We start from the raw sequence: 25,922 nt of genomic DNA, 5'->3' as shown, positions 1-25,922 counted from the left end.
CTTACCTCTCGAGAATTGTAACTGCTGAAACGCCCGGCGCGCCGTAAACGTGGCTATAGGCGGTTTTTGGATTGCCTGGGACCTGACGTTCGCCAGCCTCGCCACGCAGTTGAATGACATTTTCGTAAACTTGCCGCAGGCCCGATGCGCCGATCGGCTCACCGCAGGCAAGGCAACCACCGTCGGTGTTCACTGGAAGCGATCCGTCGATGCGCGTACGCCCCTCAATCAGCCACTTTTCCTGCTCGCCATCAGCGCAAAAGCCGTTCTCGGCCATGTGCATGATTTCTGCGCCACATTCGGTGTCTTGCAACTGTGCAAGGTCGATATCCTCTGGACCGATTCCGGCGGTTTCGAACGCCGCCTTGCTCGCAAGCCCGGTGGCAGTTCCCCCGCGCTCAATATCGACGCTTGGCGCAAACACTTCAAAACTGCCCGGAGGGCGCGTTCGCATAGTCGCAGCCTTCAAACGGATCGGCGTGCAGCCAAGTTCGCGCGCCTTCTTCTCACTCGCAAGGACAAGAGCCACCCCGCCTTCACCCGGAGAGCAGAACATGAATTTGCAGTACGGGTCGCTAATCATCGGCGCCTGCATGATCGTTTCGAGATCAATCGGCTCGCGCCGCCAAGCGTGCGGGGTAATCGCACCGTTGAGGAACGCTTTTTCCGCAACCCGGCCAAGCGCCTCGCGGCTTAAACCGTGAAGGTGCATATAACGCATGATCTTGGCCGCAAAAAACTGCGTCGTGACCATATAACCCGCTTCGCCATACCATTCTGGAAGGCCGTATTCGGCAGGCTTGGCATCGAATGCGCCGCGCGGATGCTTGTCGAAACCAACCGCAATGCCAAGATCATATTCGCCAGAGCGGATGGCCATTTGTGCACTAAACAGCGCCGAGCCGCCCGCCGCACAGCCATTACGAACATTGATGAATTGCACCCCGGTCAGCCCGAGCCGGTCGACCATAGTATCGGGATTACCAGCCGCATCGGACGCGCCATAGGCGAACTGAATGTCCTCCCATTCAACTCCGGCATTAGACAATGCAGATCGCACCGCAGCCACGCCTTGATCGACGCCAGAAACTCCATCGGTGCGGCCGAACTGGTGAATGCCAGCCCCGATTATGCAAACGTCGCTCATGCCGCGCTCTCCACTGGTTCGAATGCAGGTATCGCGACCGTATCTGCGTCGGGACGATCCAAGGCGGCAACCGTCAGCTGCAAGGGCATACCAATCTCGATATCGTCGAAGTCAACATTGGCGATCCGCGCCTCAACGATGGTTTCGCCGGGCAGCTCAACATAGCCAAGCGCCCACGGCTCAAAAGCTTCAGGTCCGGCGTAAGGCGGGCTTTTGGGGCGAAACCGTTGGATCGTGTAGGACCATAGAGTTCCTTCACGCGATAACGGATACGCCTCGTATCGATCGTTGTCGGGCAGAGGGAACACCACACGCCCGGTTTCACGCTCACGGCCACCAATCAGGCGCGGTGGATCATCGCTGGTGAACAGATTGTCTGCAATCGGTCGCATCACTCCCTCCTTTCGAAAGGTATAAGACGACGAAACCGCCGGTTTGCCCATCCGACAAAGTGATAGGGTATGTAAGATTATTGGCCTGCAAAAAGGTCAAATCAAAGCGCCACGCGCCGCTCACACGGCAGGCGCGTGCCGTCAAACACGCGAATACAAAAACTAGTTCAGTCCAAGCGCCATCACTGCGATGTCATGGAAATTTCCATCCAGGTCTTTGACTTCATTGCGCAGCAGCGCCTCGGGCCTAAATCCAAGTTCTTCAAACAGATGCAACGCGCCACCTTGATCCGGGCTCATCCGTGCCGAAACCTTGAGCACGCCCTGCTCTCGCGCATGGCTAAGACAACGCTGTGTCATAGCGCGGCCCACCCCGACGCCTCGGGATTCGGGCGCAACCAGAAGGCGCAAGTTTGTGACGTGCGCAGACCAACCCAATTCATCGCCAACCAAAGCGACGCAGCCGACAATTTGTCCGCCTTCTTCAGCGACGAGGCTGTAGATCTGATTGCCTAGCGATTGGTCCACCCAGGCATCTACGACCTTGGAGTTGCGAATATCGCGATTAAGAAACAAAAGATCATGGGCCGGCACCCGATTGGCAAAATCCAGAAGAGACTTGCGGTCACCGTCGGTGATTTCGCGTAAGCTGATCGTTCGCTCCCCTGCACAAACAGTCTCAAGGGGATTGTCTTGCGTAGTCATCAGATACACCTTTCGCGAAGGGGGCTTTTATGAATGCTGAGCCTCTGAGCGGCAAGGGCCGTTCACCCAATTGCCGAAGCCACACCATCGCTGACATCCGACCTCACGCAACTAGTTGTTTAGCGAGATGTAGCCCAGCTGCGCCGCTTTGAAGAGCGTCTGACTGCGATTGACGGCATCAAGTTTGGTGCAGGCATTGTGAATGTGAAAACGCACCGTCGCGCGGCTACGCGACATAATCATGCCGATTTCCATATCGGTTTTGCCGATCGCTGCCCATCGCAAGCATTCGACCTCGCGCTTCGACAGGCGCGAGCCCGGAGGGAGAGCCTGCTGAGCCCCCATGATATGGACATAGCTTGCAACAAATGTGCGGGCGAACACGCCAAATATGTCGCCGTGCTTGCGAAAATCTTCTTCCAGATCGGTCTTGGACTGATCCAGCGGGTTGAAGCTGACCGCGCCAATCAGACCGAATGCCATGTGCACCGGAACGACAATCGCGGCTGGCGTCATGGCCCGTTTTTCGAAGTTATCGAGGTTAATTTCGTCAAGATACCGGTTCGGCACAAAGGTATGGAAGCCGTTCTCATTCACCCAGAATGGCTCGCTCTCAAATCGGCAAGCTGACGTGATCGGACTGTCTAGCGCGATTCGCGAATTGCGCCACCACACGCCTTCGTCATCGCCCCAGCCGAAAACATCGTCGGCAAGGACTTTCCCATCCTCATCAACGGGGGTCCGCTTGTCCGCGATGTCGTGCGCCGGAGCCGCGCGAAATCCGCGCTCCATCGCGATTTCATGCAGCGCCTGAGCTGCCCCGCGAATATCGGCGGGGGTCTTCATGCGAACAATCCCAAGGTTGTCGATACTGATCGATCCCATTCGTTTCTCTCCCAACACATCTATATCGGTAGAGCCCTCCATCGACAACCGCGCCCTAGTCATTTGGGCAGAATGACGAACCAAATCCCGGTGCTAGAATGGGCACATCTGGGAGAGAATGGGTTTAAACGTGAACTTCGATCTGAACGAAGACGAGCAAATGTTGAAAGCAGCGGTTGAGCGTTTCGTCGCCGACCGGGCTGCGAGCGCGGATGGCGATTGCGAAGCCAGCAGCGCAAGCGGATTTGCAATCGAAAATTGGCACACGCTTGCAGAACTTGGCATTCTGGCATCATCACTGCCAGAGGAGTTGGGCGGCCTCGAACTTGATAACAGTGCGATTGCCGTCATTCACGAGGCATTGGGGCATGGCTTGGTGACCGAGCCTGTCATTGAAAACTCTATTCTGGGTGCTGGCTTGTTGCTGAGCCATCCGGGTTTTTCCGATTGGGCAGAGCCGCTTGCCGAAGGTTCGAAGCGAGTCGCGCTGGCTCATGCCGAACGCGGATCGCGGGGGGATATCGTTGCGGTTGAGACGACCGCCCAATCAAGCTCAGACAGCGTCACCCTGAACGGCCACAAGCCATTCGTAATCGCTGGCTATGGCTGCGATGGATACATTGTCAGTGCGCGCTCCGAGGGCGATGCTGCGGCAGGAGACTTTTCGCTTTATTTCGTACCCGCCGACGCTGCCGGGCTTACATCATCAAGCTGGCGCCAAACCGATGGCGTGGTGGCAGCGGAACTGACGCTCGACGGCGTGACTGTTCCATCGGAAAACGAAATCCCTGACGGGCCGGTGGTTCTTGATCGGCTGGAAACCCTGTCTTCACTCGCCCGTTCGGCGCAGATGCTTGGGATTATGGAACGGCTGTTTGCCGACACGCTCGAATATCTGCGCACGCGCGAGCAATTTGGTCAGCCTTTGGGTGGCTTCCAGGCGCTTCAACATCGCATGACCGCACAATATGCAAAGCTTGCCCAATCGCGCGCTCTTTTGGAATTGGCGATTGTATCGGAAGACGACTTCGAGGTTGCCGTTAAGGGCGCACGGGCGTTCATCGCCAAAGCGGCGTTGGATTTGGGTCACGAAGCGATCCAGATGCACGGCGGCATGGGTGTGACTGATGAACTCGCCATCGGTCACGGGCATAAACGCCTGCTGATGTTGACGCGCTGGCCTGACGATCCGCGCGCAGCGATGGATGCCTACGCGCGGATTTCAGCGTAAATTCAACTCTCCGGGCGCTCTTTCAACCAATTGATGCCGCGCCGCAGCAGGTCGTAAAAGACCGGCAAATCCCACGCGCACCGATCAAGCGTCGGCCACCATTCCGCCATTGGTTGCAAGTCATAATGCCCACGGCAATGGCCAAGCGTGTTGTAAAGCACACCGCCCTTGCCCCGGGGTTTCAGATAAAACACAGGGTGTTTGCCCGGCGCATCCGCCGCTTCGCGAAAGCCGGTTCCTTCCTCGGTGCATTCGGTTTCCAGAAGGACGTGCAAATCGCCATGCGTTTCGAGGTGATAAAGCTCATCGGTTGTTTCGAAAGGTTCGACCCCTTCGACCAGCGGGTGCGTCGGATCAGCGACCGTTACTGTGTAAGGCGCAATTGGTGGGTGAGTGATGAACTGGCTACCCAGCAAATCCATCATCAACGGCGCCCAGCGCGGCGCTTCCCACACGCCGTCATCCATCAGGCGCAGGATCGAATTTGTCCCGTGAAGCGCATACCAGCGCCCGCCTTCTGAAAGCCAATCGCGCAGCACTTCCTGCGCTGCAAGTGATGGCACCACATCGCACGTATAGGTGATCAGAATATCGGCACCGCGCAGCGCATCCAGGTTTTCGAAATCCTCGAAAACACGCGTGCGAACTTCGGGGTGCTCACCCAGCAGTTTGAGCAGCTCTAGCCGCGCAAAGTCGATGTCGTGGTACAGACCGCCCGCGATCAAAACACAGTCGATGCGCTTTGGATGGTTGTCCTCAGTTGCTTGCGCCAAGGGATCCGGCCCGTGATCGACTGTTGCCATCAGGAGTTACCTCCACCAAGCGTTCCCTCAAGATACTTCATCAGCGTATCCTGAAACTGCCGGATGCGAATTTCCTGATAATTGCCAAGCTGCACTTCGCCGGTTTTGTGCGCGTGCAAGCCTTCCTGAACATAGGGGAGATTTTCCATGTCCTGTTCGAACACATCACCCAACCCACCAAGCACACCTGCCTCAGTCCATTTTTGATCGAGGGTCAGCGAGATAAGCTCAGCACCGCGTGGCTTAGGCTCACCTTTCTTGATGCGCGCAAGAATACGGACTTCCATCACGCTGGTGTCAGGGGTCTTGCCGGGGAACCAGCGGTACACAATGTTCGGCATATAGCCGCCCCAAGGGGCAAAGTTGGGGAAGACATTGTAGACGAGCGCATCAAGCACCTCGGCATCGCTTGCGTGCATGAGGCTGTAGCCGGCCTGCTCGGAATAAACTTCGCGCATCTTGTCGCCCAAGGCTTCGCGTGCGGTTTTGCCTTCGGGGACCTGAATCGCCATCGGATCGCCGTCAGGGTCGTAATTGTCGGACGAACGCCCGTTGTACTTGATGAATTCATCAACGATCCATTGCTCGCCCTGCCCTTCCTGCACGTGCGGGCTCATCACCCCAAACGGCACAAGGTTGACGTTCACATGATCGCCCCAGATGCGGTAGGCGGAATTGCAATCGCCGGTGAACGGCAAAAGCTGAGGGTGAGTGACGATGGTGTGCCAGGCTTCCATGAAGGCTTCCATGGTCACCTTCCAATTGGCGGGCACTTCCTTGGCGACGCGCATCACGGTGACACATTCGTCATGGTTCCAACCCTTGAAGTGTTCGGGAAGCGGCGCGAGATATTCCTCAAGGGTCGGCCCGCCGCGTTCTTCACGAATGAAGATATATCCCTGCCAATGCCCAACCTCGAGGTCAGGCAAGTCCATGTTTTTGTCTTTCAGATGCGGAAAATCCCACTCACACGGAGCATGGTCAAAGCTGCCATCCTTGTTCCAGGTGAATGCGTGGAACGGGCAGACGAATTTGTCAGCACATCCATCCTCAAGCCGCAGCTTGCGTCCACGGTGGAGACAGACATTGTGCATAGCCCGCACAGAGCCATCATCCTGACGCACGATAAGATACGAGCGTCCGGCCATTTCATAGACTACGAAATCGCCGGGATCGGGCAGGTCTTCTTCGCGCGCAGCAAACTGCCAGACAAAGGGCCACATCTTCTCGCGCTCGGCCTTGGCGAATTCTTCGCTGGTGTAACGCTCAGCCGGGATCGGGTCAGAGCCGCGATATTCGTAAGCTTCTTCTTTCAGAAAATCAGGCGCAGGTTTGGAATCCCTGTCCATCAATTCATTCCAGCTGATCCCTTCGCTGCGGTCTTCACCGAATTTGATCTCCGGATCCCGGTCGGCCATTGTCCAATTCCTCTCCTGTCACGTGCATTGGTAAATGCGCATCTCAATCCATACTATGCAATCTGCGAAATCTGCGCCCTCACGTCACCTTGCGCAAATCATAGGTTACAAGCCTCGCCCGCCAGTGCAGAACACGGCAAAACAAGAGTGGGAGAGCGATTTTGAGCGATCGTTTGCAAGGAAAAGTTGCGCTGGTAACCGGCGGAACAAGCGGAATTGGTGCTGGAACGGTGGAACGGCTGGCGCGCGAAGGTGCAAAAGTTGTCTTTACCGGACGCAATGCGGATGCCGGTAAGGAAGTAGCCGATCGCTGCGGCGCGACATTCGTACAGCACACGGTCGATGACCCGTCCGATTGGCCCGAACTGATGGCTCGCATTGCGAAGGATCACGGACGGCTCGACATCGCTTTTGCCAATGCGGGCAGCGAAAAAGGCGATTCGAATGTCGAAGACATCAGCATTGAAGGCTGGAACGGCGTCATCGGCGTCAACCAAACCGGCGTCATGCTGACCGTTCAGAACGCGATCCGGGCGATGAGAGATAATCCCGATGGCCCCACGGGCTCGATCATCATCAATTCGTCCATGAACGCTCACCGCGCCATGGGCAATTTCCTTGCCTATTCCGTTTCCAAGGCAGCCGTCGTCGCGCTGGCAAAATCGGCGGCCATCCACTGTGGTAATCAGGGATACAAAATCCGCGTCAATGCGATCCTTCCCGGCGTGGTCGAAACGGCCATGATCTCAAACCTGATTGAGGGAAGCGAAGACCCCGCTGCTATGCGCGCCGGATATGAAGGTATGTCGCCCCTTAAACGCATGGCCAATGTCGAGGAAGTGGCCGCATTCGTCGCCTATCTCGGCTCTGACGAAGCCTCCTTTATCTCAGGAGCGGACCTCGTGATCGACGGCGCAACCACAGCAGGGATGATGGGACTATGAGCGAGCAAGGGACTGATTTGGGAGCACGCAGGCTCGAAGGCCGGGTTGCTATGGTGTCCGGCGGCCTTCGTGGTATAGGACTTGCAACAGTTGAACGCTTCGTCGCCGAAGGGGCGCAGGTTATTCTAACCGACCTTGATGCAGAGGACAGTGCCGAAGCGAAGGCCGTCCTTGAGCGGCTTGGCAACAGCGCAAGCTACCTAAAAGCCAACGTTACGAGCGAGGACGATTGGCAGCGTGTTTTGAAACATATCGAAGAAACGCATGGAAAGCTGCATATCCTTGTCAACAACGCCGGAACCGATCTGACCGGCGCGGTTGAAGATATTACCATGGAAGGCTGGCGCCGGATCATGGCTATCAATGTTGATGGCGTGTTCCTTGGCACCAAGTACCTTGTCCCGCTGATGGCCCAAAGCGGTAAGGATGTGAAAGGCGGCTCCTCGATCATCAATGTCAGCTCAATCATGGGCCTTGTCGGGATGAGCGAAGTTTCAGCCTACAACGCCAGCAAAGGTGCGGTGCGCCTTTTCACCAAGGGTATCGCCGCAGAATTTGCGACCAAGCAAATGCCGATCCGCGCGAATTCACTCCACCCCGGCTTCGTGCACACCCCGCTTTTGAATGCGGGCTTCCAACGCTGGGTCGATAGCGGCGTGGCTGAGAAAGCAGAAGATCTGGTCGCAATGGTTTCGGGCAACACACCTGTTGGCCGCCTCGCCCAACCAGAGGAAATCGCAAGCGCGATCTTCTTCCTTGCTTCGCAGGACGCCAGCTATGTCACGGGCACAGAAATCGTTGTTGACGGGGGGTACACGGCAGTATGACCATTGCTCTTGAAAATGTGATCGCCCTTGTAACAGGCGCGAATGGTGGAATTGGCCGCGAGACGGTCAAAGCGATGAAGGCCGCAGGCGCGACCGTGATCGCAACCGACCTTGCAGACAGCGATGAAAGCGGGGCGGATCACTATTTCCGCCATGATGTGACCAGCTCCGACGACTGGGACGAAATCGGTGCATTCATTGATGAAAAATATGGCCGGCTGGACGCACTGGTGAACAACGCCGGTATTTCCATCGTGACCAAATTCGAAGACACGCCGCTCTCTGACTTTCACCGCGTCAATGCAGTCAATGTCGACAGCGCGATTATTGGTACGCAAATTTTGCTGCCCTTGCTTCAGCAGGGTGGCAAAGCGCGCTCTGGCGGTGCTTCTATCGTCAACGTATCGAGCGTCGGCGGCCTTCGCGGTGCGCCTTTCAATGCGGCCTATTGCACCAGCAAAGCAGCGATCAAAATGTTGAGCAAATGCATGGGCGCCGAATTTGCAGCTCTTGGCTACAACATCCGCGTCAACTCCCTGCATCCAGGCGGTGTCGACACAGGGATGCTCGATTCCATTTTCCAACGCTATGTCGAACTTGGCGCTGTTCCCAATGTCGAAACAGCGATTGAAGGAACCAAAGCCAATCACCCTATCGGCCGCATGGGCAAGCCCGAAGAAATTGCTGGCGGAGCGGTGTTCCTATGCTCACAAGCCGCAAGCTTTATGACTTGTGACGAGTTGGTGATCGACGGGGGCTTCAGCCAGGTCTGACCTGCCCCCGCCCCGAATATCAGCGGTTCGGCAGGCTCCCCAAATGCCTGCCTGCAAGATATCCAAACGTCAGCGCGGGGCCGAGCGTCCCGCCTGCACCGCCATAGGCCTCGCCCAGCACTGCTGCTGATGCATTGCCGGCCGCGTAGAGCCCTGAAATCGGCTCATCGTTCCAATCGAGAACCTGCCCGTTTTCATTGATGCGCGGCCCGCCTGCTGTGCCAAGTGCACCTGCTTCCATTTTGACTGCGTAGTACGGCCCCTGATCAACCGGACCAAGCGTGCGGTACGGCGCTTCGAAATCGGGATCGCCCCACATATAGAAATTATCGTAAGTGGTATTGCCGCGCTGGAAATCATCATCATGGCCTTTTGCTACCATGGCGTTGAAACGCTCAACTGTGCTCGCCAGACCTTCCGGATCAATCCCGGCCTGCTCGGCCAGCTCTTCAAGGGTGTCGGCCTTCATCATATAGGACGGCACATCGGTCGAACCAGGCATGGAGGTAAATGCGGGATATTTGTCCTTGTACCGCTGATCGATGATCAACCAGTAAGGCAAATTGGCATAGCTGTGTGTCCCTGCCTCAAACGCATGGAGCGCTTTGCCAAGAGCATTGTAGTTTGCGGCCTCGTTGACGAAGCGTTTGCCTTTGCGGTTGACGAGGATCGCGCCGGGCCGTGCGCGCTCATCCGAGCCAAGCATATAGTTGGGTTTGGCGTCGCGGTGTTGCGGTTCAAACTCCAATACGCTCTGCATCCAAAACGCATTTTGCATATTGCCCAGCTGTGCCCCGGCATCGATCGCCATCATCAAGCCATCGCCTTCGTTTTCGGGCACGCTTACCGGCCCCGTGAGTGGTCCTCGCAGGAAGGTCTTCACGAGCTTCTCATTCCACTCAAATCCGCCGGTAGCAATCACCACACCGCGCCGAGCGCGCACATGGAAATCTTTGCCGTCTGCATCTTCGGCAATTACGCCTACAATCCGGTCGCCATCCTTTACCAGCTGACGCGCGCGCTTTTCAAATTCGACGGGAATATCGCGGTCGATAACGCCCTTATAAAGCGCCCCAACCAAGGCTTGACCAAGCCCGCGAAAATCCTTTGCCTCACGTTCGGCAAGCGTTTCTTCATCCAACAGCCCGCGCGTTGCCTCCACTAGACTGCCGCGAATGGGATAGGCCATTTTGCTCGGATTGACGCGGCTCTTCCATTTGCCCAACTCGTCAAAAGAAAACGCACAATTATCAAGCGAGCGCCCGCCATCAGGTTTCGCGCCGGGCAGATAGGGCTGGTAGTCTGGGAAGTCAGAGAACGACACGAAACGCACCGGCGTATTGTCTTCCAACCAGCGGACCATTTCGGGACCGCCTTCCATGAAAGCCATCAACGTATCAGGGTCAAGCTGTCCAGGGGCAGCCGCATCCAGATAAGCGACGATGTCCTCATCGTCCTCCTCAATGCCTTCAGCGAGCTGATGGTGATTGCCGGGTATCCAAAGCATCCCGCCAGACATTGCGGTGGTGCCACCGACCATACCTGTCTTTTCGAGGATGATAACTTCGTCTGCGCCATGCGCTTTGGCTGAGATAGCTGCGGTCAGTGCCGCTCCGCCTGAACCAAGGACCACTACGTCCGCTTCAGCGTCCCATTGGTGCGTTTGTGTCACTTTCTGTACCCCTTCTAGCGCGTGAGATAACCAGCTTCGAGCGCCATTGAGTGGCCCGTCACGTAGCTGGAGGCATCAGAACACAGCCATGCGCTTGCCTCGGCGACCTCTTCTGGTTTGCCGAAACGACTAAACAGGCTGAGTTGCGGGGCAAATTCGGCCTCGGTAAAGTTATTCGCCTCCAGCGCTGCGCGAAGCATCGGCGTATCAATCGCGCCGGGAAGAACTGCATTGACCCGGATATTATGCGGCGCATTTTCAAGACTACCTGCTTTGGTGAGCCCGATCACGCCATGCTTGGCAGCAACATAGGCGGAATTATTGGGTTGTGGGCGAACACCGCTGACAGAGCTGATATTGACGACCGATCCGCCGTTCCCTTGGGCAAGCATTTGGCGAATTTCATATTTCATACAGAGCATTACGCCGCGTAGATCGACCGCAATGACCCTATCCCAAACCTCCATATCTGCCTCAGCAATCGGCAATGTATCGGGAGTAATGGCCGCATTGTTGACCGCGCAATCGAGCTTTCCAAACGTTTCAACCGTGCGCGCGACAAGCGCCTCGACTTGGCCTTCGTCGGCAACATCGCATTTGATAAAGCAGGCCTCGCCTCCGTCAGAGAGGATCTGCTCGGTCGTCGCTTCGCCGGTTTCGGGATTAATATCTGATACAACAACCTTGGCCCCGCGCGCCGCGAGCAGGCGCGCGGTCGCCGCTCCCATACCGACGCCAGCACCCGTCACGATTGCGACGCGCCCTTCCAGGCTTACCGCTTCAAAGCTCACTTCATCTCTCCCAATTTTGCGGCAGTTTGCGCACGTTTGGGAAAAATGACGACTGTCATATTAAACAGGTCGAAAAGCTCAGGCCAATCCAGCCTCGCTATCGAGCACTGCAATTTCTGCCGCGATAATCGCGCGGAGCCGTTCCAGAGGCCAGTCGTCGGGAGCGAGACACGCTTGCATCCCCGCGCCGCCCACTGTCGCGATAAGTCGGCGCGCCAGATCATCAACAGATGTCTCGTCGAGTTGAGGTAGCGCTCGAAAATGATTGCGCAACATACGAGCATAGAGCCCCACGCTAGCTCGCGCATTCTCCGCCGTCTCTTCACGAAAAGTCGGATCGCTGTGGGATAATGCCCAGAAAGCCATCCACACGCGCCAATTTCGCTGCATCTCTTCGGTGATCGGCAAAACGCGCGTGACCACGTCAATCAACTCTTCACCTGAGTCGAAGGCTGTTTCTAACAGGTCCATCGCTCGATGATTTGCGATGCGATAAACCTCGAAGAGCAGATCGTTCTTGTCCGCAAAGTAATTGGTGACGATCGCTGTTGAATAGCCAGTTGCGTCGGCGACCTGCCGGAAGGTCAGAGAGCCGAGCCCCGTATCAGCCACAAGATCGAAAGCAACCCGCGCAACCATGGCGCGGCGTTCAGCCTTGTCTACGATCAGTGGCACACCATCATCTCCTGCCGGTCAGGCGAATAGCCTCTAACGCAAAGCGCTTCGAATCCTAGCGCATCAGCTTTCCGCAGCGTGTTTCCCGGCAACATAGCCAAAAGCGAGCGCTGGCCCGATGGTGCCCCCTGCCCCCAAATATGCTTGGCCAGTTGGCGAAGCGATGCAATTGCCAGCACCATATAAACCGGGAATCGGCTCGTTATCGGGACCAAGAATTTGCGCATCAGCATTGATTTGCGGCCCACCCGCGGTGTCCAAAGTGCCCGGCGCCAGAACAATCGCGAAATAGGGACCTTCGCTCGCAAACGGGTGCATCGTGATGTTCGGATAAGGGTTCTCAGGCTGCTCAGTGCCCTCGCGGCGGGCTGAGAAAAGCTTATGCCATTCACGGTCATAGCGATATTTGCCGCGCCCGAAATCCGCGTCCACTCCGGCTTCGGCAAAAGCATTGTAGCGCGAAATCGTATCACCCAAATTGGCCGTAAAATCCTCAGCCAACTTCACACCGCCGGTTTTCCCTGACCATTGGGCAAGCTGCGCATCAATCTTGCGCGCTAGCTCATCAACATTTGCGCCTTTGAGGACGTGCGATTGTCCGATGTAGGGCGTTGGCAGAGGGAAAGCGCCGCCAAACGCGTCTAGCGACCGCGCATCAAAAACCATGAAAAGCAGGTGGTTTGGATATTCCTCATGTGCAGGGTCATACGGGAAATGGGCCTGCGTGCGGTCGTTGTAATCGCGTTTTTCATTGACCACGCGCTTGCCATACTTGTTGACCAGGATCATCGAATCCCCGGGTAAGACAAATGCGCCAAGGCCAACTGCGCGACTATTAACTGCCTCATCCATCACAACCTGACTGCGCCATGCGTACCCAAGATTGCCCATCTTCGCTCCTGCTTCCTGAGCAAGCGGGATGAAGTCACCGGTCGAGCCCGGCATTGCGCAACTGCCATAAACCGAGGGTTGATGCAGATTACACAGCTCAACATTGTGCGAATATCCGCCTGTTGCGAACACAACGCCGCGCTTGGCGCGTATGCGCAAAGGCTCGCCGTCGCGCAGCGCCTCGACACCTGTGACCCGCCCATCTGTATCTTTCACAATCCGTGTAACTTGCGTGTCAAGCATCACCGGAACGCCTTGCGCTTCGAGATAGTCGGACAGTTGCCCGAACAGGCTACCCCCACCTCCGGTCGCGCCTGAACCTTCCGCCGGCTCCAAACAGCGTCCACTCGGCACTTTGTTTTCCGGCAGGTGATCGGCGTAATCAGGTGCGGGCTTATCGAGTTGATAAAGACGAAACTCTTTGAACTGGACCGCGCCTGTTTCGCGCAGAAAATCCACCGCCTCGCTGCCATGATCATAGAAACTTTCAATCACGCCAAAGCGCGTTTCATCAAGGCCAAGCGTGGGGCTATCAGGATCGTATTCGCGCGAATAACCATATCGCACGGCATATTTGAGGGCGTCCTCCTTCCGGTCATCAATCCCTTTCTCTTTCAAGAGAAAGTTATTGAATATCCACGCAACTCCGCCCGATTTCGCAGTTGTTCCACCGGGATAAGGCATCTTTTCAAGGATTAGCACCTCTGCGCCTTGCGCGGTCGCTGTGATCGCAGCGGTAGCGCCAGCAGCGCCGCTGCCGACGCATAAAACGTCGCAAGTCTCGTCCCAATGTTCATCATCACTTTCGGATGATTGCGAACAGGAGGCAACAACGCTGCCGGCAGCGACCGCGCCAGCCCCGGCAAGCAGACCGCGCCTGCTAAGCGAAGTTTCCTTATCGCCCATACAGCCTAACGTCGTCCTTCAAGGTAGTCATTCAACACTTCGTGGAAGCGCCGAACGCGGGTTTCTTGGCCTGCGAGATAAGCGTCGGTGAACGCCATTGAACGAAGGCCCTTTTGCTGTGTTTCAGCGAGAGAGAGATCCTGCGTGAGGAAATCACCCTGCGCAATCTCGGCATGGTAATCCTTATAGCTACCTGTTTCGTGCTCAGCCTCTTCGAACGGACGCATACCCGATAGTGTTGCAACCTCGCTTTCGCCCTCAACTTCCGGCGCGAGATACCAATAGTCGAACGTCGACCAATTGGGGTCTTCGGGATCGGGCTCCGTGCGGAAAACGTGAAGCCCCTCAAACGTGCCGGTCAACGTGAGGTTTGGGAACAGCGTATGGTGGAATTGATCGGTCAGTTCGTGATCAGTCAATTTGTCCGCATATTTGTAACCACGCTCCGGCCCCTTTTCACGCCGCGCCTTTTGCAGCGCGTCGCGCCCTTCTTGCGCGCGCCCTTGATAGTCTTCTGGATTAATATCCCACGCGCTTAGAACGTCTGCCCACAAAGGCTCAACCGAGTGCCCGCCGCCTTCGCGTGAAGAAGGTTGTAGCTTTTCGATCATGCGGTTGTGCCCGGTTGGGTACATTTCGAAGATGGTGGTCGAATAATGGTCGTCGATCATCGGCATGAACTGCGGATGGACCGCCGGAATATGATAGGCCTCATTGAAATTGTCCGAGGCGAATTTCCAATTGGTGTTGACCCGCAAGGTCATCCACACAACCCGCTTGTGATTTTCCAAATCACGATTGGCCAAAAGGTCGGGAATTGGGTGCAGATATTCGAGAAGCGGGACGGCATCTGGATTGAAGCTCCAGAAGATAAACCCGCCCCAGGTTTCGCACTTCAGCTCTTTCAGGCGCAGCTTTCCACACGGGCTGCCTTGCGGGAAATCCTCTTCGTCCTGAACCCAGTTCAACTCACCATCAAGGCCCCATTTCCAACCGTGGTAAGGGCAGGTGAAGGCGTCCATAACCCCGCCTTCTTCAACGTTCACCAAGCGATTGCCACGGTGCATACAGACGTTGAAGAAGGCTTTGATCGAACCGTCCTGCTGCTTCACCATCATGATCGATTCATGCATGAATTCATGCGTGATGAAATCGCCCGGTTCCTCAAGCTGGCTGACCCGTCCGCCAACGTGCCAGACCTTCTTCCACATATGCTCCCATTCGCGGTCGGCGAATTCTTTGGAATAGTATCGCTCGCCCGTGATCTTGTCCCCGCGCGCTTTGGGTTCCTGCGCATCGGGATGGGTTGGATAGAGCGGGCGCTCACCTTGGGGCTTAAGCTGCGTTGCCATGGTCAGTCTTCCGTGTTGAGTTTCAATGATCGCCGTGAATTTCGTCGAGCGAACCGGGCAGCGGCATCATGGGGGTAATGGTGTAATGGCGGCATTTCCAACCCGCCTGTGTCTCCACGCATTCCATCCGGTATTTCACCTGAACCTCGACCGTGTTGCCATCCTTCGCGCGGCCCATGCCGATCACATAGGCCGTCATGGTTCCCACTTGACCATCCCAGCTTTCAGGCCGGAAATTGGAGATGAAGTGAAAGTGGTGTGTCATCCCTTCGAAGACGCCATCGAAGAACGCTTTGATATCACCCTTGTCGTTCATCATCGGCAGGCCGATAGCGGTAAGATCCGCCTTCGCATCGTCAGTGAATATGTCGAGCAGCGGTTGCACATCCTCAAGGCCATCGACTGCATAGCAATAATCGATCATCAACCGCTCCAATGCGGTGCGGACGTTTTCGGGCATCTGAGTCATTTGGCGTTCCTTGTTATTCTTGGCCTTGTCAGTCTTGCATCTGCGATCAGGCCGGCATGAGCGGGACGAGTGAAAATTTGCGGCATTTCCATCCTTGGGGCGTTTCGACACATTCCCAAGTGTATTTGACCTGCACATGGATCAGTTCACCCTCTTTGGGTTGCCCCATGCCGATCACGTAAGTGTCGACGACAGCGACCTCCCCATCCCATGAGACGGGGCGGAAATTCGCCATGTCGTGGAACTGGCCTGCCATCGCCGGGAATAGGCCGGAAAAGAACCCGCGAATTTCTTCTTCGCCATTCATTGCCGGGAAATTCACGGCCGAAAAATCGATCACCGCATCGGGCGTAAAGATCGATACGACTTTTTCCGGATCCTCCATCGCATCAAGGCTGTGCGAATAATCGGCCATCAAATCCTTGATCGCGCGGCGAACGCTTTCTGGCATCTGTGCCATCGTAACCATCCCTAGCTTTCGCCACCGATAGGCGGCTGCGGGTCGGTCGGATGGCCCAGCACCATATCGTTGAGCAGTTCGTGGAAACGCTGAATGCGCTTTTCCTGATAAGTCAGGATGCAACCCTTGAAGCCACGCGAATTGAGGCCCTGCTGCTGGCTGGTTCCGATGGACAAATCCTGATCAGCGACAAAGCCAAGGCTGACCCCATCACCATAAACCGAGTGCCGCACTTCGGCATCGTGTTCCAAAGGCAGGTCGCCAATGGGGGTTACCACCGTCTCCATCCCCTCAACCGGCGGATACAGGCACCAGTGCTGGAACACGCATTTTGCGGGGTCAGTTGGGTGTGGCTCAGTGCGCAAAATCTGGCACTGCTCAGGCGACATCGTCAGCGTCAGATTGGGGAACATGGTGCAGTGGAAATAGTCAACCAACTGTTGATCGGTCATGTCATTGTAGTTGGTGTAACCACGCTCCGGTCCAAGGCGACGTTTGGCCTCAATGATCGCTTCGCGAATATCTTCAGGCCTGCCATTGTAATCGTCAGGATCAACATCCCAAGCCCGCGCAATGTCATCAAGCGGGGTTGGCACTGCTTCGAAATGCTGACGTGTGGTTGCCTGATGCCCCTTCATCCACATCGAGTTGTGTCCGCTGTCGTACATCGCGAACTCGGTGTCAGGCAGCCCGTCATTGATGAAAGTTGCCAATTCCGGGTGGATCGTTGGCAGGTGATAACTTTCGTTGAAATTGTCGCGCACGATCTTCCAGTTGAAGTCTGCATCGCACGACAGGTTCATCACCCGGACCCAGTTCTCCAGCCCGTAACCAGCGAGTTTTTCTGGGTATGGTGAAAGCCATTCGAGAAGCGGCGGAACGTCATCGTCCATGCACCAGAAGACGAACGGCCCCCATGTTTCGCACCGCAGCTCTGTCAGGTGGACCTTGCCGCATGGATTGCCACCGGGAAAGTCGTCCGGATCTTGCACATTGACGAGAGTGCCAGAGGAATCGAATTGCCATCCGTGATACGCGCAAGTGATCCGCTCCCCCATGCCCTGATCGCCAAGGACAAGGCGGTTGCCGCGGTGCGGACACACATTGAAGAATGCGCGGATTGAACCATCCGCCTGACGCACCATGATGACCGATTCATTGGCGAAGTTGTGGCGAACAATGTCGCCCTCTTCTTCAAACTCGGCGAGCACTGCGCCCAAGTGCCAAACCTTTGGCCAAAGGTTTTGAAATTCCTTCTCCATCCATTCGCGCGAAGTATAGCGTTCGGCGGTGATCTGATCGCCGCGAACTTCTTGGTCTTGCCCTTGGGCATAGCGCGCTGCGCCGGTTTGCACATTCATCGTGTTTCTCCTGAATCTTGTTTATTGTCCGACGGGCCAATCGCGCTGGTCGCTGAAATCTTCTCCGCGCCGCGAGCCGCGGTGAATGCCGGGCTGTGCGAAGAAGGAATGGTCGGCAGGGTGGTCGGTTACCCAATCGGTGATAAGCCGCCGCTTGGCGATCCGCCACTCGCCATTCTTACAGGCGTATTCATCGATATAGCGTCCGGAAATAAAGAGGTCGCGCGGCTCACCATCCTCGCCTGTGGTGTGATGCCAGGCTTGGAAGTAACATTCACCGTTTGCAGTATCCGTACCGGTGAACTCTATCGAGACTTGACCAAGCATATGGTGCGATGCGCCCATATCGCCGAGAAGTTGCTGACAGAACGGAACAAATTCGTAGGGTCCACCCGCCGACAGTCCGGCATCGACAAATGCATCGTCGTGAAAGGCACTGCGCTGTAGCTCAGGATCGAGCCGGTCGAGCCCGCGCATATAGCGCTGTACAGCCGCATTGATGTCGCGCCGTGCCGCAAGATCACGCACTTCGGCTTCCAAGTCGAATGCTGCCATCAGCTAAGTCCCTCTTGTTCTATCATTACCGTGTCATTTTCGGAGTATTGAAGCCATTTCTGACCGCTCCCGGTCCAGCAATGGATGGTGGGCGCCAAATCGGTCGTGTCGTCGAGCGTGCCCGCTTTGTAGAATATGATCCCCTGCTCCAATGCACCGGGTGTGTCGGTGAGCACAGGTGAACCACATTCGGGACAAAACTGGCGATAGACCGCCCTGCCGCTCGCACCTTCATCGTCATAGGTCTTAAGCGTGCCCGTTATCGTCAGCCCATCGCGCGGCGCGGCACCAACGACTGAGACAGCTGCACCAGACTGCTTTTGGCAATTGCGACACGCACAGGTCAGCAACATGAGTGGCGGCCAAGGGACGCTATACCGCACCGCTCCGCACAAACAGCCGCCTTCGCGCTTTTCATCGGTCATTGCGCGCTCCATTCCAGACAGAGCCGTTCGATACAGCCGACGATACCGGGGCGTGTTGACAGATCGCTATCGGGCGCGACCTCGAAATCGGGGATGCGCGCCAACCATTCCTGAAGGGTGATGGCGACTTCGCTTCGCGCGAGTTCCTGACCCGGACACATATGCGGCCCGCTGCCGAATGCAGAATGGCGTGGGCGTTTGCGAGTAAAGTCGAGGTCCATCGGGCAGGCATTGACCTCTGGATCAATCCCATGAACGGCGGTCGGTATGGCCACCATGTCGCCCGCTTTCAATTGGACACCGTGAAACTCAATGTCGTTTCTGACCTCGCGAGCGATAGTGACCAAACCAAAACGGCGGAATAACTCATTTGTGGCCCCAGGAATGCCAGCGGGATTATCGCGAAGGGCCGCTCGCACATCAGGTTTGCGAGCCAGTTCGAGCATCACGAAGCTGAGGAAATTCACGACTGTATCAACGCCGGCAATAAGCACCTGCGTTGAAAGCGCTAACGCCTCCTCTTGAGTAAGCTTGCGCCCGTCCACATCGGCTGCGAGCATGAGAGAAAGCATATCCTCACCCGGCCTCGCGCGCCGCTCGGTTATGATCGGGTCAAGGTAATCGAAAAACGCCTGACGCGCGTCCGCAAATGACATCACCGCATCAGGCCGCGTCATGCATTCTGCCCACAAACGGATCTTCGCCGCATCGCTTTCAGGAAGACCCACCAGCGCCAAGAAGATGCGGATCGGGAAAACGCTCGCATAGCTTTGCGTGAAGTTGCATTGCCCATCGGCGCGGAAGCTCTCTATCAAATCGATAGCGGTGGCCCTGATCTCATCCTGCAGCCCCCGTATCGCGGCGGGTTGTAGATTTGCGTTGAGGAGCTTGCGGAACGGGCGATGTTCTGGCGGATCTATTGTCGTCGGAATCAAGCCGTGCAATTCACCGATTGATTTCGGTAGAACGATAACGCGGTTTGAAAAGCGCTCCCAATCGGACTGCACTTCAGCCATCACTTCACCGCCCAGCGCCACCCAGTGCCCTTCATTGCGCGGCGTCCAGACAAGCGGGGGATTGTCCGCTTGAAGGGCCGCCCACGCTTCATGGTAGTCCTTTTCAAAGCCGGGCGGTGCGTAAATATCCACATCCACCAGCCGATCAGACGGCACGTGCTCAGGCGTGTCAGAAAATGCAGTGCTGGCCATATTTTAAGTCCTCTCCCAAGGCCAATCTGCCGCTCATTCCATCGTTTCGCCATTGTCGATTGTGATAGTAGTCCCTGTGATGTGGCGTCCGTCATCACTGGCGAGATAAAGCACCATGTTGGCAACATCGCTTGGCTGGCCCATGCCGTGCGTTTCGGCCTGATCGCGCCCGGCGTTGCCTTCCGGAAGTTCGGCCATCGCCTGAGCCGTCATTGGCGTCGCAATTCCGCCAGGAGCAATCGCGTTGCAACGAATACGATAACCTTGCTCGCGGCAATGCACGGCAATTGAACGGGTCATGCCGATCACACCCGCCTTCGCAGCGGTGTAAGCTGGGATTGCGCTGATCCCTTTAAGCCCTGCGATGGATGCCATGTTGATGATTGAGCCCGAACCATCTTTCGACATATGCGGAATTGCCGCCTTACAACCGAGGAATGGGCCGTTGATCATCACTTCCGTCTGGAGCCGGAAATCGTCGTAACTCAAATCTTCAACCGTCGCGAAACGCACGAGCCCTGCATTGTTGACCAGCGTATCGAGACGACCAAACTGCTTGATGGTTTCAGCGACCACTTCGCCCCAGCGCGCTTCGTCCCGCACATCGTGGTTGAGATAGATGCACCCATCAATGCTGGCAGCAACCTTCTCGCCCAATTCGTCCTGAACATCGGTGATAACCACCTTTGCACCCTCGCGTGCGAGCGTGCGCGCATCTTCTTCACCAAGCCCCGAAGCACCGCCTGTAATCAAGGCAACCCGGCCGTCCATCTTTCCCATGAAACTCCCCCAAGAAATAGTTGGGCAGGCGGGCGCTTTAAGCCCACCTGCCCGACCCGATCAGAATTCAACCCTTACGTCGACGCCATAGGTACGCGGCGCGCCAATCGAGGCGAGCGTACCGATGCCGGTAAGATTCAGGCGTTGGTTGAAGTATTCCTCATCAAACAAATTGCGCGCCCATACGCCGATGGTGATGCCGGAATTGTCGGGCGAATAGCTGGCGAAGGCATTGACCAAATTGATCGACGGCACCAACTCGACTGGCAGATTGGTGAAGCCTGTGAATTTTGAACTGGTGTAACTGTATTGTGCGCCCAGATCCAAAATGCCCGGACCAACTTCGCCTTCCCAATTGAACCCTGCTGCAGCGCTCCATTCAGGTGAGTTGAGCAAACGATTGCCCGCAAATGAGACCGGCACCAAGGCTCCGGTCGCGTCAAGCACCTGCGTATCATATTCCAGATATTCGGCATCAAGATAGGCAAGCGATCCGGTCAGCGTCAGGCCATCAACCGGAACCGCGGTCGCCTCAATTTCAAAACCCTTGCTTTCCGATTTACCCGCATTGGTGATCGTCGCGGAGTTTGCGCCCGATGGGAATGTCAGGTTTTGCACCACCTGTTGATCGTTATATTTGTTGAGGAACGCGGCGAGATTGAGGCGCACACGGCCATCGGCGAAATCCGACTTCAGGCCGACTTCAAACGTATCGACTTCCTCCGGGTCAAATGGCCCGATGTCCTCGGCGATGACAATACGTCCGGTAAACCCGCCCGATTTAAACCCGCGCGCGTAATATCCGTAAAGGAGCACATCATCGCTTGCCTGATAGTCCATGCCGAACTTCCAACCGACATTGTTCCAGCTTTCTTCGCCGGTCGCGATAACCTCTGAGCCGGGGATGAGCGGATCGTCAAATTGCGCAGGACCGCCAGAGGCATTGATCGAATTGGCATTGGTCGAAATCGCCTCTGTTTTTTCATAAGCATAGCGAAGCCCCGCCTGCAAAGTCAGATCAGGAGTTAGCTCCTGATAAAGCTGTGCGAAGAGCGAGATCGACTTGTTTTCCTGATCCTGCGTCTGCGGCTGACCAAGCCCCGGCAAGAACCCGTCAAGCTTGGTCGACTGATCAAGGAAATATTCCTGCTGGAAGTAAAACACCCCTGCGATGAGGCGTGTCGTGTCGCTCAAGTCGACGAGATTGCGCAATTCCTGACTGAATTGATGGTGACTGATGTCACGCCGTGTCTGAAGCAGTACAGGGGTGACGGCATCATCATCGGAAAACAGCAGATTGTCATATTCGCGATAGTTCGTGATCGAAGTCAGCGTGCCGAAAGACGTTTCCAGATTCTGCGTCAAAGTCGCTGAAAAGGTGTCGCGATCATTGGCATTTGGCTGATCGTTCGATTGACCACGCATATAATCGAAGGGATCTTCCGTCTGACCGGGCGTAAAGAACAGCTCGCCTGGCCCTGCAATCAAGATGCCCGTTTGTGAATCGTTTCGGCTTGCGGTGTATTCTCCAATGACCGTCGCATCGTAAATGCCGTTGTCATATTGCAGATAGCCGCGCACTGAGGTGACGTTTTGCGCCCCTAAACGTTCGCCATCGAGATAGTTTCGAAAATAGCCATTATGCGAATTGTGAAGCACGCTGATTTTGCCGGCGAACTCTTCACCGAGTGGGAAGTTTAACGAGGCGTTGGCTTCGATCTGACCGTAATTGCCATAAACAAGCTGCGCCTCGCCGCCCAGAATACCGGTTGGCTGTTTCGTCACAACATTGACGACACCGCCTGTCGTATTTGCACCAAAGAGCGTCCCTTGAGGCCCGCGCAAAACCTCTACGCGCTCGATATCAAATAGTGAAAGCAAAGCGGCGGTGTTCACACCGACCACGACCCCATCCACGACAACCGATACAGTGGTGCCGACATAAGGATCTGCATCGTTGACCCCGATACCCCGGATTGTGAAAACCGCGGAGTCGGGCGAGTTGGAGAAAGAGTTGATCTGCACATTTGGCAATGTGTTGGAAAGATCGAGGACGTTGTTTACTTGCGCATCTTCAAGCGTTTCACCGGCAAGCGCAGTGATTGAAATCGGCACATCCTGAATGTTCTGTGCCTCTTTTTGTGCGGTTACGAGGATCTCGTTCACACCGCCCGTATCGCCTGATTGCACCGCATCATTGTCTTGGGCAGCGACTTGGGCTGCGCCGAACGCAGCCAGTGAAATGCCCGCCAAAAGCTTGACCGTAATACCCATTAATTCTCTCCCTCCCATATATCCGGCCTCTTGAAAGAAGCCGCGCGCCATTTTTGGCGCATTTTATGGCTACCCGCCGCAAAAACCGACGGGGCTGTCGGTTTTGTGCACTTATGTCGTGTGAAAGGGAAACTGAGCTTTTGACTAGGCTGCTTTTGCGCCCGGACCCGATGCAGGTTAAAGGCGTGAATGTGACACAATTAAAATCTTTCGCCGCGACTGAGTCCCGTGCAGATAGTGAGCCGCGTTGGCAGCAGCGCAAAGCTGCGATGACGCGTGAGAGCATTTTACAAGCCGGGATCGATTGCCTGGTTGAGCGCGGTTATGCTGGGCTCACCACCAGCGAGGTCGTGCGAAGAGCGAATATCTCGCGCGGCGCGATGCACCACCACTTCGCCAATCGTTCCGAGCTGGTCGCTGCGCTAATTGACTTCGTACAGCATCGGCGACTTGAGTTTTTTTTGAGCGAGTATCTCGGCTCATTGCGTGATGCAGAACCAAAAGAAGCGATTCAGCTTGCCACCGACCTGCACTGGCAGAGCGTTCTGACGCCGGAATATTCCGCCTATCTCGAACTGGCTATGGCGGCGAGGACCGATGCTGACTTGGCCGCTGTACTCGTGCCAGCGACAAAAGCTTTCGACAAAGAGTGGATGGATAAGATGGAGGACGCCTTCCCGCAATGGGACGGGCGGCACGAAGCCTTGCACCTCGCAAGCGACTTTGCAGCGGCGCTTCATCTGGGCCTGCTCATTAACCGCCCGTTCCTTGGCAATCCGGAACGCCGCAGCGCAGTCCGACAGAAACTGATCGAAGTGGTGAAACAGATTTATGCCGATAGCGATTAGAAAACCGACAATGCTGCCGGAATTCTGCTCAAAGTGATAGTATGCGTTCCCTCGGGCGCACTGCAATATGCGCAAAAATCGTTTGGGAGACGATACGATGAATAAGCAGGCCTCAGTCCCGCCGCCAATGAACGGGCGCGATCCCTCCAATTTGCGCGGCGATCCGATCACCGGTGACCGCTACTTCTCAAAAGAGTTCGCGCAAAAAGAGTGGGATCACCTTTGGACTAAGATCTGGCACGTCGCGGGCCGCACTGCCGAATTGGAAGAAGCGGGCGACTACGTAGTCCATAATTTCATGAAAGAATCGGTGATTTGCGTGCGCCAGCACGACGGATCAGTGAAAGCTTTCTACAATTCCTGCGCACACCGCGGGATGCGGCTGGTTCAGGATTCCTCTTCTGTCGATGCTTTCACCTGCCCTTATCACGGCTGGCGTCATGGCCTCGACGGAGTGGTCGAATATGCGCAAGACGCCGATGATTTCGTGAAAGGCAATCCTTGCGGCAAGGCCAAGCTGAAAGAGCTGCGTTGTGAAACCTGGGGCGGTTTTGTCTGGTACACGATGGACGACAACGCGCCGAGCTTGCACGATTATCTCTATCCCATGATGGAGGTCTATCAACGCTACGACATGGAAAAGGCCGTGCGCGTTGCGTGGTATCGGATCGCTCTCAATGCCAACTGGAAGTTTGTCACCGACAATTTCTCGGAAAGCTATCACACCCGCACCGCCCACCCTCAGGTGCCGCCATGGATTGATCAGGATGTCGATTCTGCACGGCTTGAAATCTGGCCCAATGGCCTTGGCCGTACTGTCCAACCCATGCGCCCTTCGCTTACGGACAGACCGGAAGGCGGCGGCAACGCTATGTTCGAGGGCGAACTGCGCAAATGGGATATCGACCCCGACAAGTACGAAACATACGAAGAATTTGCGATCCAGGGCTGGAAAGACCTCAAGGCTGCCAAGCGCAAGCTCTGGAAAGAAAAAGGCTATCTCCATTACGAACATCTCAACGAAGAAGAGATCACCGACAGTCCGCATACGGTGATGTTCCCCAATGTCACGATCAGCTTCCTGCCTGACAATCTGGTCTTCTTCCGCAGTGAGCCTCACCCCGATGACCCAGAGAAGTGCTACTTTGACCTGTGGTGCATGGCATTTCCGGTCGAGGGGCAGACCGAAGTGGAATCGATCATGGCTGGCATTCGGCCCTTGGAAGAAGCGACGCATTGCGAACATCGCGATTTTGATCAGGGGCGCGGTATCCCTGAACTGGCTGGCCAGATCGTTTATCAGGATATGGAGCTTGCCGAAGGGATGCAGGCCGGAATGCATTCGCGCGGCTATTCAGATGCTTATCTGTCTGCGCAAGAAACAAAAGTGCGCTTCTTCCATGAAGTGCTCAACGACTGGATCGAGGGAAGGAAGCCTTAATGGCAAACGTATTTATTGTTGGCGCAAGTCGCGGAATCGGACTGGAGCTGGCACAACGTCATGCCGGACGCGGCGACAGGGTTTTTGCCTTCGTCCGCTCGCCTGACAGCGCATCGGACTTGGCACAGGCCGCCGGTTCCAGCGCAGGTGCAATTACAGTTCATGCGATGGACATTGGCGACCCCGCATCAGTCGCTTCGGCAGCATCCGCAGCGGGCGATGAGATGGTCGATTATCTCTACATCGTCGCAGGGGTCACCGGCCCCACCAACAACGAGCTTGAAACCGACATCGATTGGGATGGCTGGGACGAAGCTTTTGCGATTATGGTCAAAGGGCCGCTCGCCGTGTTCAAAGCCTTCCTGCCACGGATGCACGAAGGCACGAAGGTCATCAACTATTCGAGCCAGCTTGCCGCATCCACGTGGCCTTATGGCGGTATGTATGCCTATGGCACGATGAAAAACGGCCTTAACCGCATGATGCGTTCGGTTGCAATCGACGTGAAGGATCGCGGCATCATCGTCATCACGCTGCACCCCGGTTGGGTCAAAACCGACATGGGCGGGCCAGATGCGGACATCACCACCGAAGAAAGCGTTGCCGGGACGATGGCTCTCGCTGACCGCCTGACGATTGATGACAGCGGCGATTTCTTCAAATGGAATGGCGAAAAGCACGCCTGGTAA

The 25,922-nt window shown here is 56.0% G+C and carries 26 protein-coding genes; 7 read left to right on the top strand and 19 right to left on the bottom strand.

Annotated elements, in window-relative coordinates; genetic code table 11:
• Nucleotide 1 precedes the first annotated feature (1 nt).
• The 4 genes from INR77_RS06605 to INR77_RS06590 all read right to left on the bottom strand — a co-directional run bounded on the left by INR77_RS06605 (nucleotide 2) and on the right by INR77_RS06590 (nucleotide 3,129).
• Nucleotides 2-1,147, bottom strand: coding sequence for a thiolase family protein (locus tag INR77_RS06605; RefSeq protein ID WP_223073101.1), 1,146 nt, complete (start codon nucleotides 1,145-1,147; stop codon nucleotides 2-4).
• On the bottom strand, nucleotides 1,144-1,539 hold the full coding sequence (locus INR77_RS06600; protein ID WP_223073100.1) for a Zn-ribbon domain-containing OB-fold protein: 396 nt from the start codon (nucleotides 1,537-1,539) through the stop codon (nucleotides 1,144-1,146). The genes INR77_RS06605 and INR77_RS06600 overlap by 4 nt, the downstream gene beginning before the upstream one ends.
• 162 nt (nucleotides 1,540-1,701) lie before the next feature.
• Nucleotides 1,702-2,244: a GNAT family N-acetyltransferase gene (locus INR77_RS06595; protein ID WP_223073099.1), complete on the bottom strand. Its 543-nt coding sequence runs from the start codon at nucleotides 2,242-2,244 to the stop codon at nucleotides 1,702-1,704.
• Between the two features lie 111 nt (nucleotides 2,245-2,355).
• Nucleotides 2,356-3,129, bottom strand: coding sequence for a helix-turn-helix transcriptional regulator (locus tag INR77_RS06590; protein WP_223073098.1), 774 nt, complete (start codon nucleotides 3,127-3,129; stop codon nucleotides 2,356-2,358).
• A gap of 130 nt (nucleotides 3,130-3,259) precedes the next feature.
• On the opposite strand from INR77_RS06590, the gene INR77_RS06585 reads away from it, so the two are divergent.
• On the top strand, nucleotides 3,260-4,360 hold the full coding sequence (locus INR77_RS06585) for an acyl-CoA dehydrogenase family protein (protein WP_223073097.1): 1,101 nt from the start codon (nucleotides 3,260-3,262) through the stop codon (nucleotides 4,358-4,360).
• Between the two features lie 2 nt (nucleotides 4,361-4,362).
• On the opposite strand, the gene INR77_RS06580 is transcribed toward INR77_RS06585, so the two are convergent.
• The gene (locus tag INR77_RS06580) at nucleotides 4,363-5,163 is read right to left on the bottom strand and encodes a ThuA domain-containing protein (RefSeq protein ID WP_223073096.1); all 801 of its coding nucleotides are present in this window, start codon (nucleotides 5,161-5,163) and stop codon (nucleotides 4,363-4,365) included.
• Nucleotides 5,163-6,581 (bottom strand): SRPBCC family protein, encoded by a 1,419-nt coding sequence (locus INR77_RS06575; RefSeq protein ID WP_223073095.1) that lies wholly within the window; start codon nucleotides 6,579-6,581, stop codon nucleotides 5,163-5,165. Before INR77_RS06575 ends, INR77_RS06580 begins: the two co-directional genes overlap by 1 nt.
• Before the next feature lie 161 nt (nucleotides 6,582-6,742).
• Between INR77_RS06575 and INR77_RS06570 the strand changes: the two genes are divergently transcribed.
• The 3 genes from INR77_RS06570 to INR77_RS06560 are packed head-to-tail and all read left to right on the top strand — an operon-like array spanning nucleotide 6,743 to nucleotide 9,125.
• Nucleotides 6,743-7,525, top strand: a complete 783-nt coding sequence (locus tag INR77_RS06570) for an SDR family NAD(P)-dependent oxidoreductase (RefSeq protein ID WP_223073094.1) — start codon at nucleotides 6,743-6,745, stop codon at nucleotides 7,523-7,525.
• The gene (locus INR77_RS06565) at nucleotides 7,522-8,352 is read left to right on the top strand and encodes an SDR family NAD(P)-dependent oxidoreductase (protein WP_223073093.1); all 831 of its coding nucleotides are present in this window, start codon (nucleotides 7,522-7,524) and stop codon (nucleotides 8,350-8,352) included. The genes INR77_RS06570 and INR77_RS06565 overlap by 4 nt, the downstream gene beginning before the upstream one ends.
• A complete protein-coding gene (locus INR77_RS06560; protein ID WP_223073092.1) occupies nucleotides 8,349-9,125 on the top strand; it encodes an SDR family NAD(P)-dependent oxidoreductase in 777 nt (258 codons plus the stop codon). Before INR77_RS06565 ends, INR77_RS06560 begins: the two co-directional genes overlap by 4 nt.
• Before the next feature lie 19 nt (nucleotides 9,126-9,144).
• Here the strand turns inward: INR77_RS06560 and INR77_RS06555 are convergent, their stop codons facing one another.
• The 13 genes from INR77_RS06555 to INR77_RS06495 all read right to left on the bottom strand — a co-directional run bounded on the left by INR77_RS06555 (nucleotide 9,145) and on the right by INR77_RS06495 (nucleotide 22,944).
• A complete protein-coding gene (locus INR77_RS06555) occupies nucleotides 9,145-10,797 on the bottom strand; it encodes an FAD-binding protein (RefSeq protein ID WP_223073091.1) in 1,653 nt (550 codons plus the stop codon).
• 14 nt (nucleotides 10,798-10,811) lie between these two features.
• A complete protein-coding gene (locus INR77_RS06550) occupies nucleotides 10,812-11,588 on the bottom strand; it encodes a glucose 1-dehydrogenase (RefSeq protein ID WP_255573971.1) in 777 nt (258 codons plus the stop codon).
• Between the two features lie 78 nt (nucleotides 11,589-11,666).
• Complete coding sequence (locus INR77_RS06545) at nucleotides 11,667-12,263, bottom strand: TetR/AcrR family transcriptional regulator (protein ID WP_223073090.1); 597 nt, start codon at nucleotides 12,261-12,263, stop codon at nucleotides 11,667-11,669.
• Nucleotides 12,264-12,326: 63 nt separating this feature from the next.
• Entirely contained in the window at nucleotides 12,327-14,060 is a 1,734-nt protein-coding gene (locus INR77_RS06540) for an FAD-dependent oxidoreductase (RefSeq protein WP_223073089.1), read from the bottom strand.
• Between the two features lie 5 nt (nucleotides 14,061-14,065).
• A complete protein-coding gene (locus INR77_RS06535) occupies nucleotides 14,066-15,412 on the bottom strand; it encodes an SRPBCC family protein (RefSeq protein WP_223073088.1) in 1,347 nt (448 codons plus the stop codon).
• 22 nt (nucleotides 15,413-15,434) lie between these two features.
• Complete coding sequence (locus INR77_RS06530) at nucleotides 15,435-15,881, bottom strand: nuclear transport factor 2 family protein (RefSeq protein ID WP_223073087.1); 447 nt, start codon at nucleotides 15,879-15,881, stop codon at nucleotides 15,435-15,437.
• Nucleotides 15,882-15,927: 46 nt separating this feature from the next.
• Complete coding sequence (locus tag INR77_RS06525) at nucleotides 15,928-16,341, bottom strand: nuclear transport factor 2 family protein (protein ID WP_223073086.1); 414 nt, start codon at nucleotides 16,339-16,341, stop codon at nucleotides 15,928-15,930.
• A gap of 11 nt (nucleotides 16,342-16,352) precedes the next feature.
• Nucleotides 16,353-17,702, bottom strand: a complete 1,350-nt coding sequence (locus INR77_RS06520) for an SRPBCC family protein (protein ID WP_223073085.1) — start codon at nucleotides 17,700-17,702, stop codon at nucleotides 16,353-16,355.
• Nucleotides 17,703-17,723: 21 nt separating this feature from the next.
• Entirely contained in the window at nucleotides 17,724-18,257 is a 534-nt protein-coding gene (locus INR77_RS06515; protein WP_223073084.1) for a nuclear transport factor 2 family protein, read from the bottom strand.
• Nucleotides 18,257-18,682 (bottom strand): GFA family protein, encoded by a 426-nt coding sequence (locus INR77_RS06510; protein ID WP_223073083.1) that lies wholly within the window; start codon nucleotides 18,680-18,682, stop codon nucleotides 18,257-18,259. Before INR77_RS06510 ends, INR77_RS06515 begins: the two co-directional genes overlap by 1 nt.
• Nucleotides 18,679-19,890: a cytochrome P450 gene (locus INR77_RS06505; protein WP_223073082.1), complete on the bottom strand. Its 1,212-nt coding sequence runs from the start codon at nucleotides 19,888-19,890 to the stop codon at nucleotides 18,679-18,681. Before INR77_RS06505 ends, INR77_RS06510 begins: the two co-directional genes overlap by 4 nt.
• Nucleotides 19,891-19,923: 33 nt before the next feature.
• The gene (locus INR77_RS06500) at nucleotides 19,924-20,670 is read right to left on the bottom strand and encodes an SDR family oxidoreductase (RefSeq protein WP_223073081.1); all 747 of its coding nucleotides are present in this window, start codon (nucleotides 20,668-20,670) and stop codon (nucleotides 19,924-19,926) included.
• 60 nt (nucleotides 20,671-20,730) lie between these two features.
• The gene (locus INR77_RS06495) at nucleotides 20,731-22,944 is read right to left on the bottom strand and encodes a TonB-dependent receptor (protein ID WP_223073080.1); all 2,214 of its coding nucleotides are present in this window, start codon (nucleotides 22,942-22,944) and stop codon (nucleotides 20,731-20,733) included.
• A gap of 191 nt (nucleotides 22,945-23,135) precedes the next feature.
• Here INR77_RS06495 and INR77_RS06490 point away from each other — a divergent pair, with 191 nt between their 5' ends.
• The 3 genes from INR77_RS06490 to INR77_RS06480 all read left to right on the top strand — a co-directional run bounded on the left by INR77_RS06490 (nucleotide 23,136) and on the right by INR77_RS06480 (nucleotide 25,922).
• Complete coding sequence (locus INR77_RS06490) at nucleotides 23,136-23,792, top strand: TetR/AcrR family transcriptional regulator (RefSeq protein ID WP_223073079.1); 657 nt, start codon at nucleotides 23,136-23,138, stop codon at nucleotides 23,790-23,792.
• 97 nt (nucleotides 23,793-23,889) lie between these two features.
• Entirely contained in the window at nucleotides 23,890-25,233 is a 1,344-nt protein-coding gene (locus INR77_RS06485; RefSeq protein ID WP_223073078.1) for an SRPBCC family protein, read from the top strand.
• Nucleotides 25,233-25,922 carry an SDR family NAD(P)-dependent oxidoreductase gene (locus INR77_RS06480; protein WP_223073077.1) on the top strand — a complete coding sequence of 230 codons (690 nt, stop codon included), beginning with the start codon at nucleotides 25,233-25,235 and terminating at the stop codon, nucleotides 25,920-25,922. The genes INR77_RS06485 and INR77_RS06480 overlap by 1 nt, the downstream gene beginning before the upstream one ends.

The sequence above is a fragment of the Erythrobacter sp. SCSIO 43205 genome, assembly GCF_019904235.1.
Lineage (GTDB): Bacteria > Pseudomonadota > Alphaproteobacteria > Sphingomonadales > Sphingomonadaceae > Erythrobacter.
Note: the sequence above shows the minus strand (reverse complement) of the source record. Positions and strands in the feature narration are given on the sequence as shown.

What these genes read in the sequence shown, in the direction of transcription:
- INR77_RS06605 (WP_223073101.1), bottom strand. Translation starts at nt 1,147, where the DNA reads ATGAGCGACGTTTGCATAATCGGGGCTGGCATTCACCAGTTCGGCCGC.
- INR77_RS06600 (WP_223073100.1), bottom strand. Translation starts at nt 1,539, where the DNA reads ATGCGACCGATTGCAGACAATCTGTTCACCAGCGATGATCCACCGCGC.
- INR77_RS06595 (WP_223073099.1), bottom strand. Translation starts at nt 2,244, where the DNA reads ATGACTACGCAAGACAATCCCCTTGAGACTGTTTGTGCAGGGGAGCGA.
- INR77_RS06590 (WP_223073098.1), bottom strand. Translation starts at nt 3,129, where the DNA reads ATGGGATCGATCAGTATCGACAACCTTGGGATTGTTCGCATGAAGACC.
- INR77_RS06580 (WP_223073096.1), bottom strand. Translation starts at nt 5,163, where the DNA reads ATGGCAACAGTCGATCACGGGCCGGATCCCTTGGCGCAAGCAACTGAG.
- INR77_RS06575 (WP_223073095.1), bottom strand. Translation starts at nt 6,581, where the DNA reads ATGGCCGACCGGGATCCGGAGATCAAATTCGGTGAAGACCGCAGCGAA.
- INR77_RS06565 (WP_223073093.1), top strand. Translation starts at nt 7,522, where the DNA reads ATGAGCGAGCAAGGGACTGATTTGGGAGCACGCAGGCTCGAAGGCCGG.
- INR77_RS06560 (WP_223073092.1), top strand. Translation starts at nt 8,349, where the DNA reads ATGACCATTGCTCTTGAAAATGTGATCGCCCTTGTAACAGGCGCGAAT.
- INR77_RS06540 (WP_223073089.1), bottom strand. Translation starts at nt 14,060, where the DNA reads ATGGGCGATAAGGAAACTTCGCTTAGCAGGCGCGGTCTGCTTGCCGGG.
- INR77_RS06535 (WP_223073088.1), bottom strand. Translation starts at nt 15,412, where the DNA reads ATGGCAACGCAGCTTAAGCCCCAAGGTGAGCGCCCGCTCTATCCAACC.
- INR77_RS06530 (WP_223073087.1), bottom strand. Translation starts at nt 15,881, where the DNA reads ATGACTCAGATGCCCGAAAACGTCCGCACCGCATTGGAGCGGTTGATG.
- INR77_RS06525 (WP_223073086.1), bottom strand. Translation starts at nt 16,341, where the DNA reads ATGGCACAGATGCCAGAAAGCGTTCGCCGCGCGATCAAGGATTTGATG.
- INR77_RS06520 (WP_223073085.1), bottom strand. Translation starts at nt 17,702, where the DNA reads ATGAATGTGCAAACCGGCGCAGCGCGCTATGCCCAAGGGCAAGACCAA.
- INR77_RS06515 (WP_223073084.1), bottom strand. Translation starts at nt 18,257, where the DNA reads ATGGCAGCATTCGACTTGGAAGCCGAAGTGCGTGATCTTGCGGCACGG.
- INR77_RS06510 (WP_223073083.1), bottom strand. Translation starts at nt 18,682, where the DNA reads ATGACCGATGAAAAGCGCGAAGGCGGCTGTTTGTGCGGAGCGGTGCGG.
- INR77_RS06505 (WP_223073082.1), bottom strand. Translation starts at nt 19,890, where the DNA reads ATGGCCAGCACTGCATTTTCTGACACGCCTGAGCACGTGCCGTCTGAT.
- INR77_RS06500 (WP_223073081.1), bottom strand. Translation starts at nt 20,670, where the DNA reads ATGGGAAAGATGGACGGCCGGGTTGCCTTGATTACAGGCGGTGCTTCG.
- INR77_RS06495 (WP_223073080.1), bottom strand. Translation starts at nt 22,944, where the DNA reads ATGGGTATTACGGTCAAGCTTTTGGCGGGCATTTCACTGGCTGCGTTC.
- INR77_RS06485 (WP_223073078.1), top strand. Translation starts at nt 23,890, where the DNA reads ATGAATAAGCAGGCCTCAGTCCCGCCGCCAATGAACGGGCGCGATCCC.
- INR77_RS06480 (WP_223073077.1), top strand. Translation starts at nt 25,233, where the DNA reads ATGGCAAACGTATTTATTGTTGGCGCAAGTCGCGGAATCGGACTGGAG.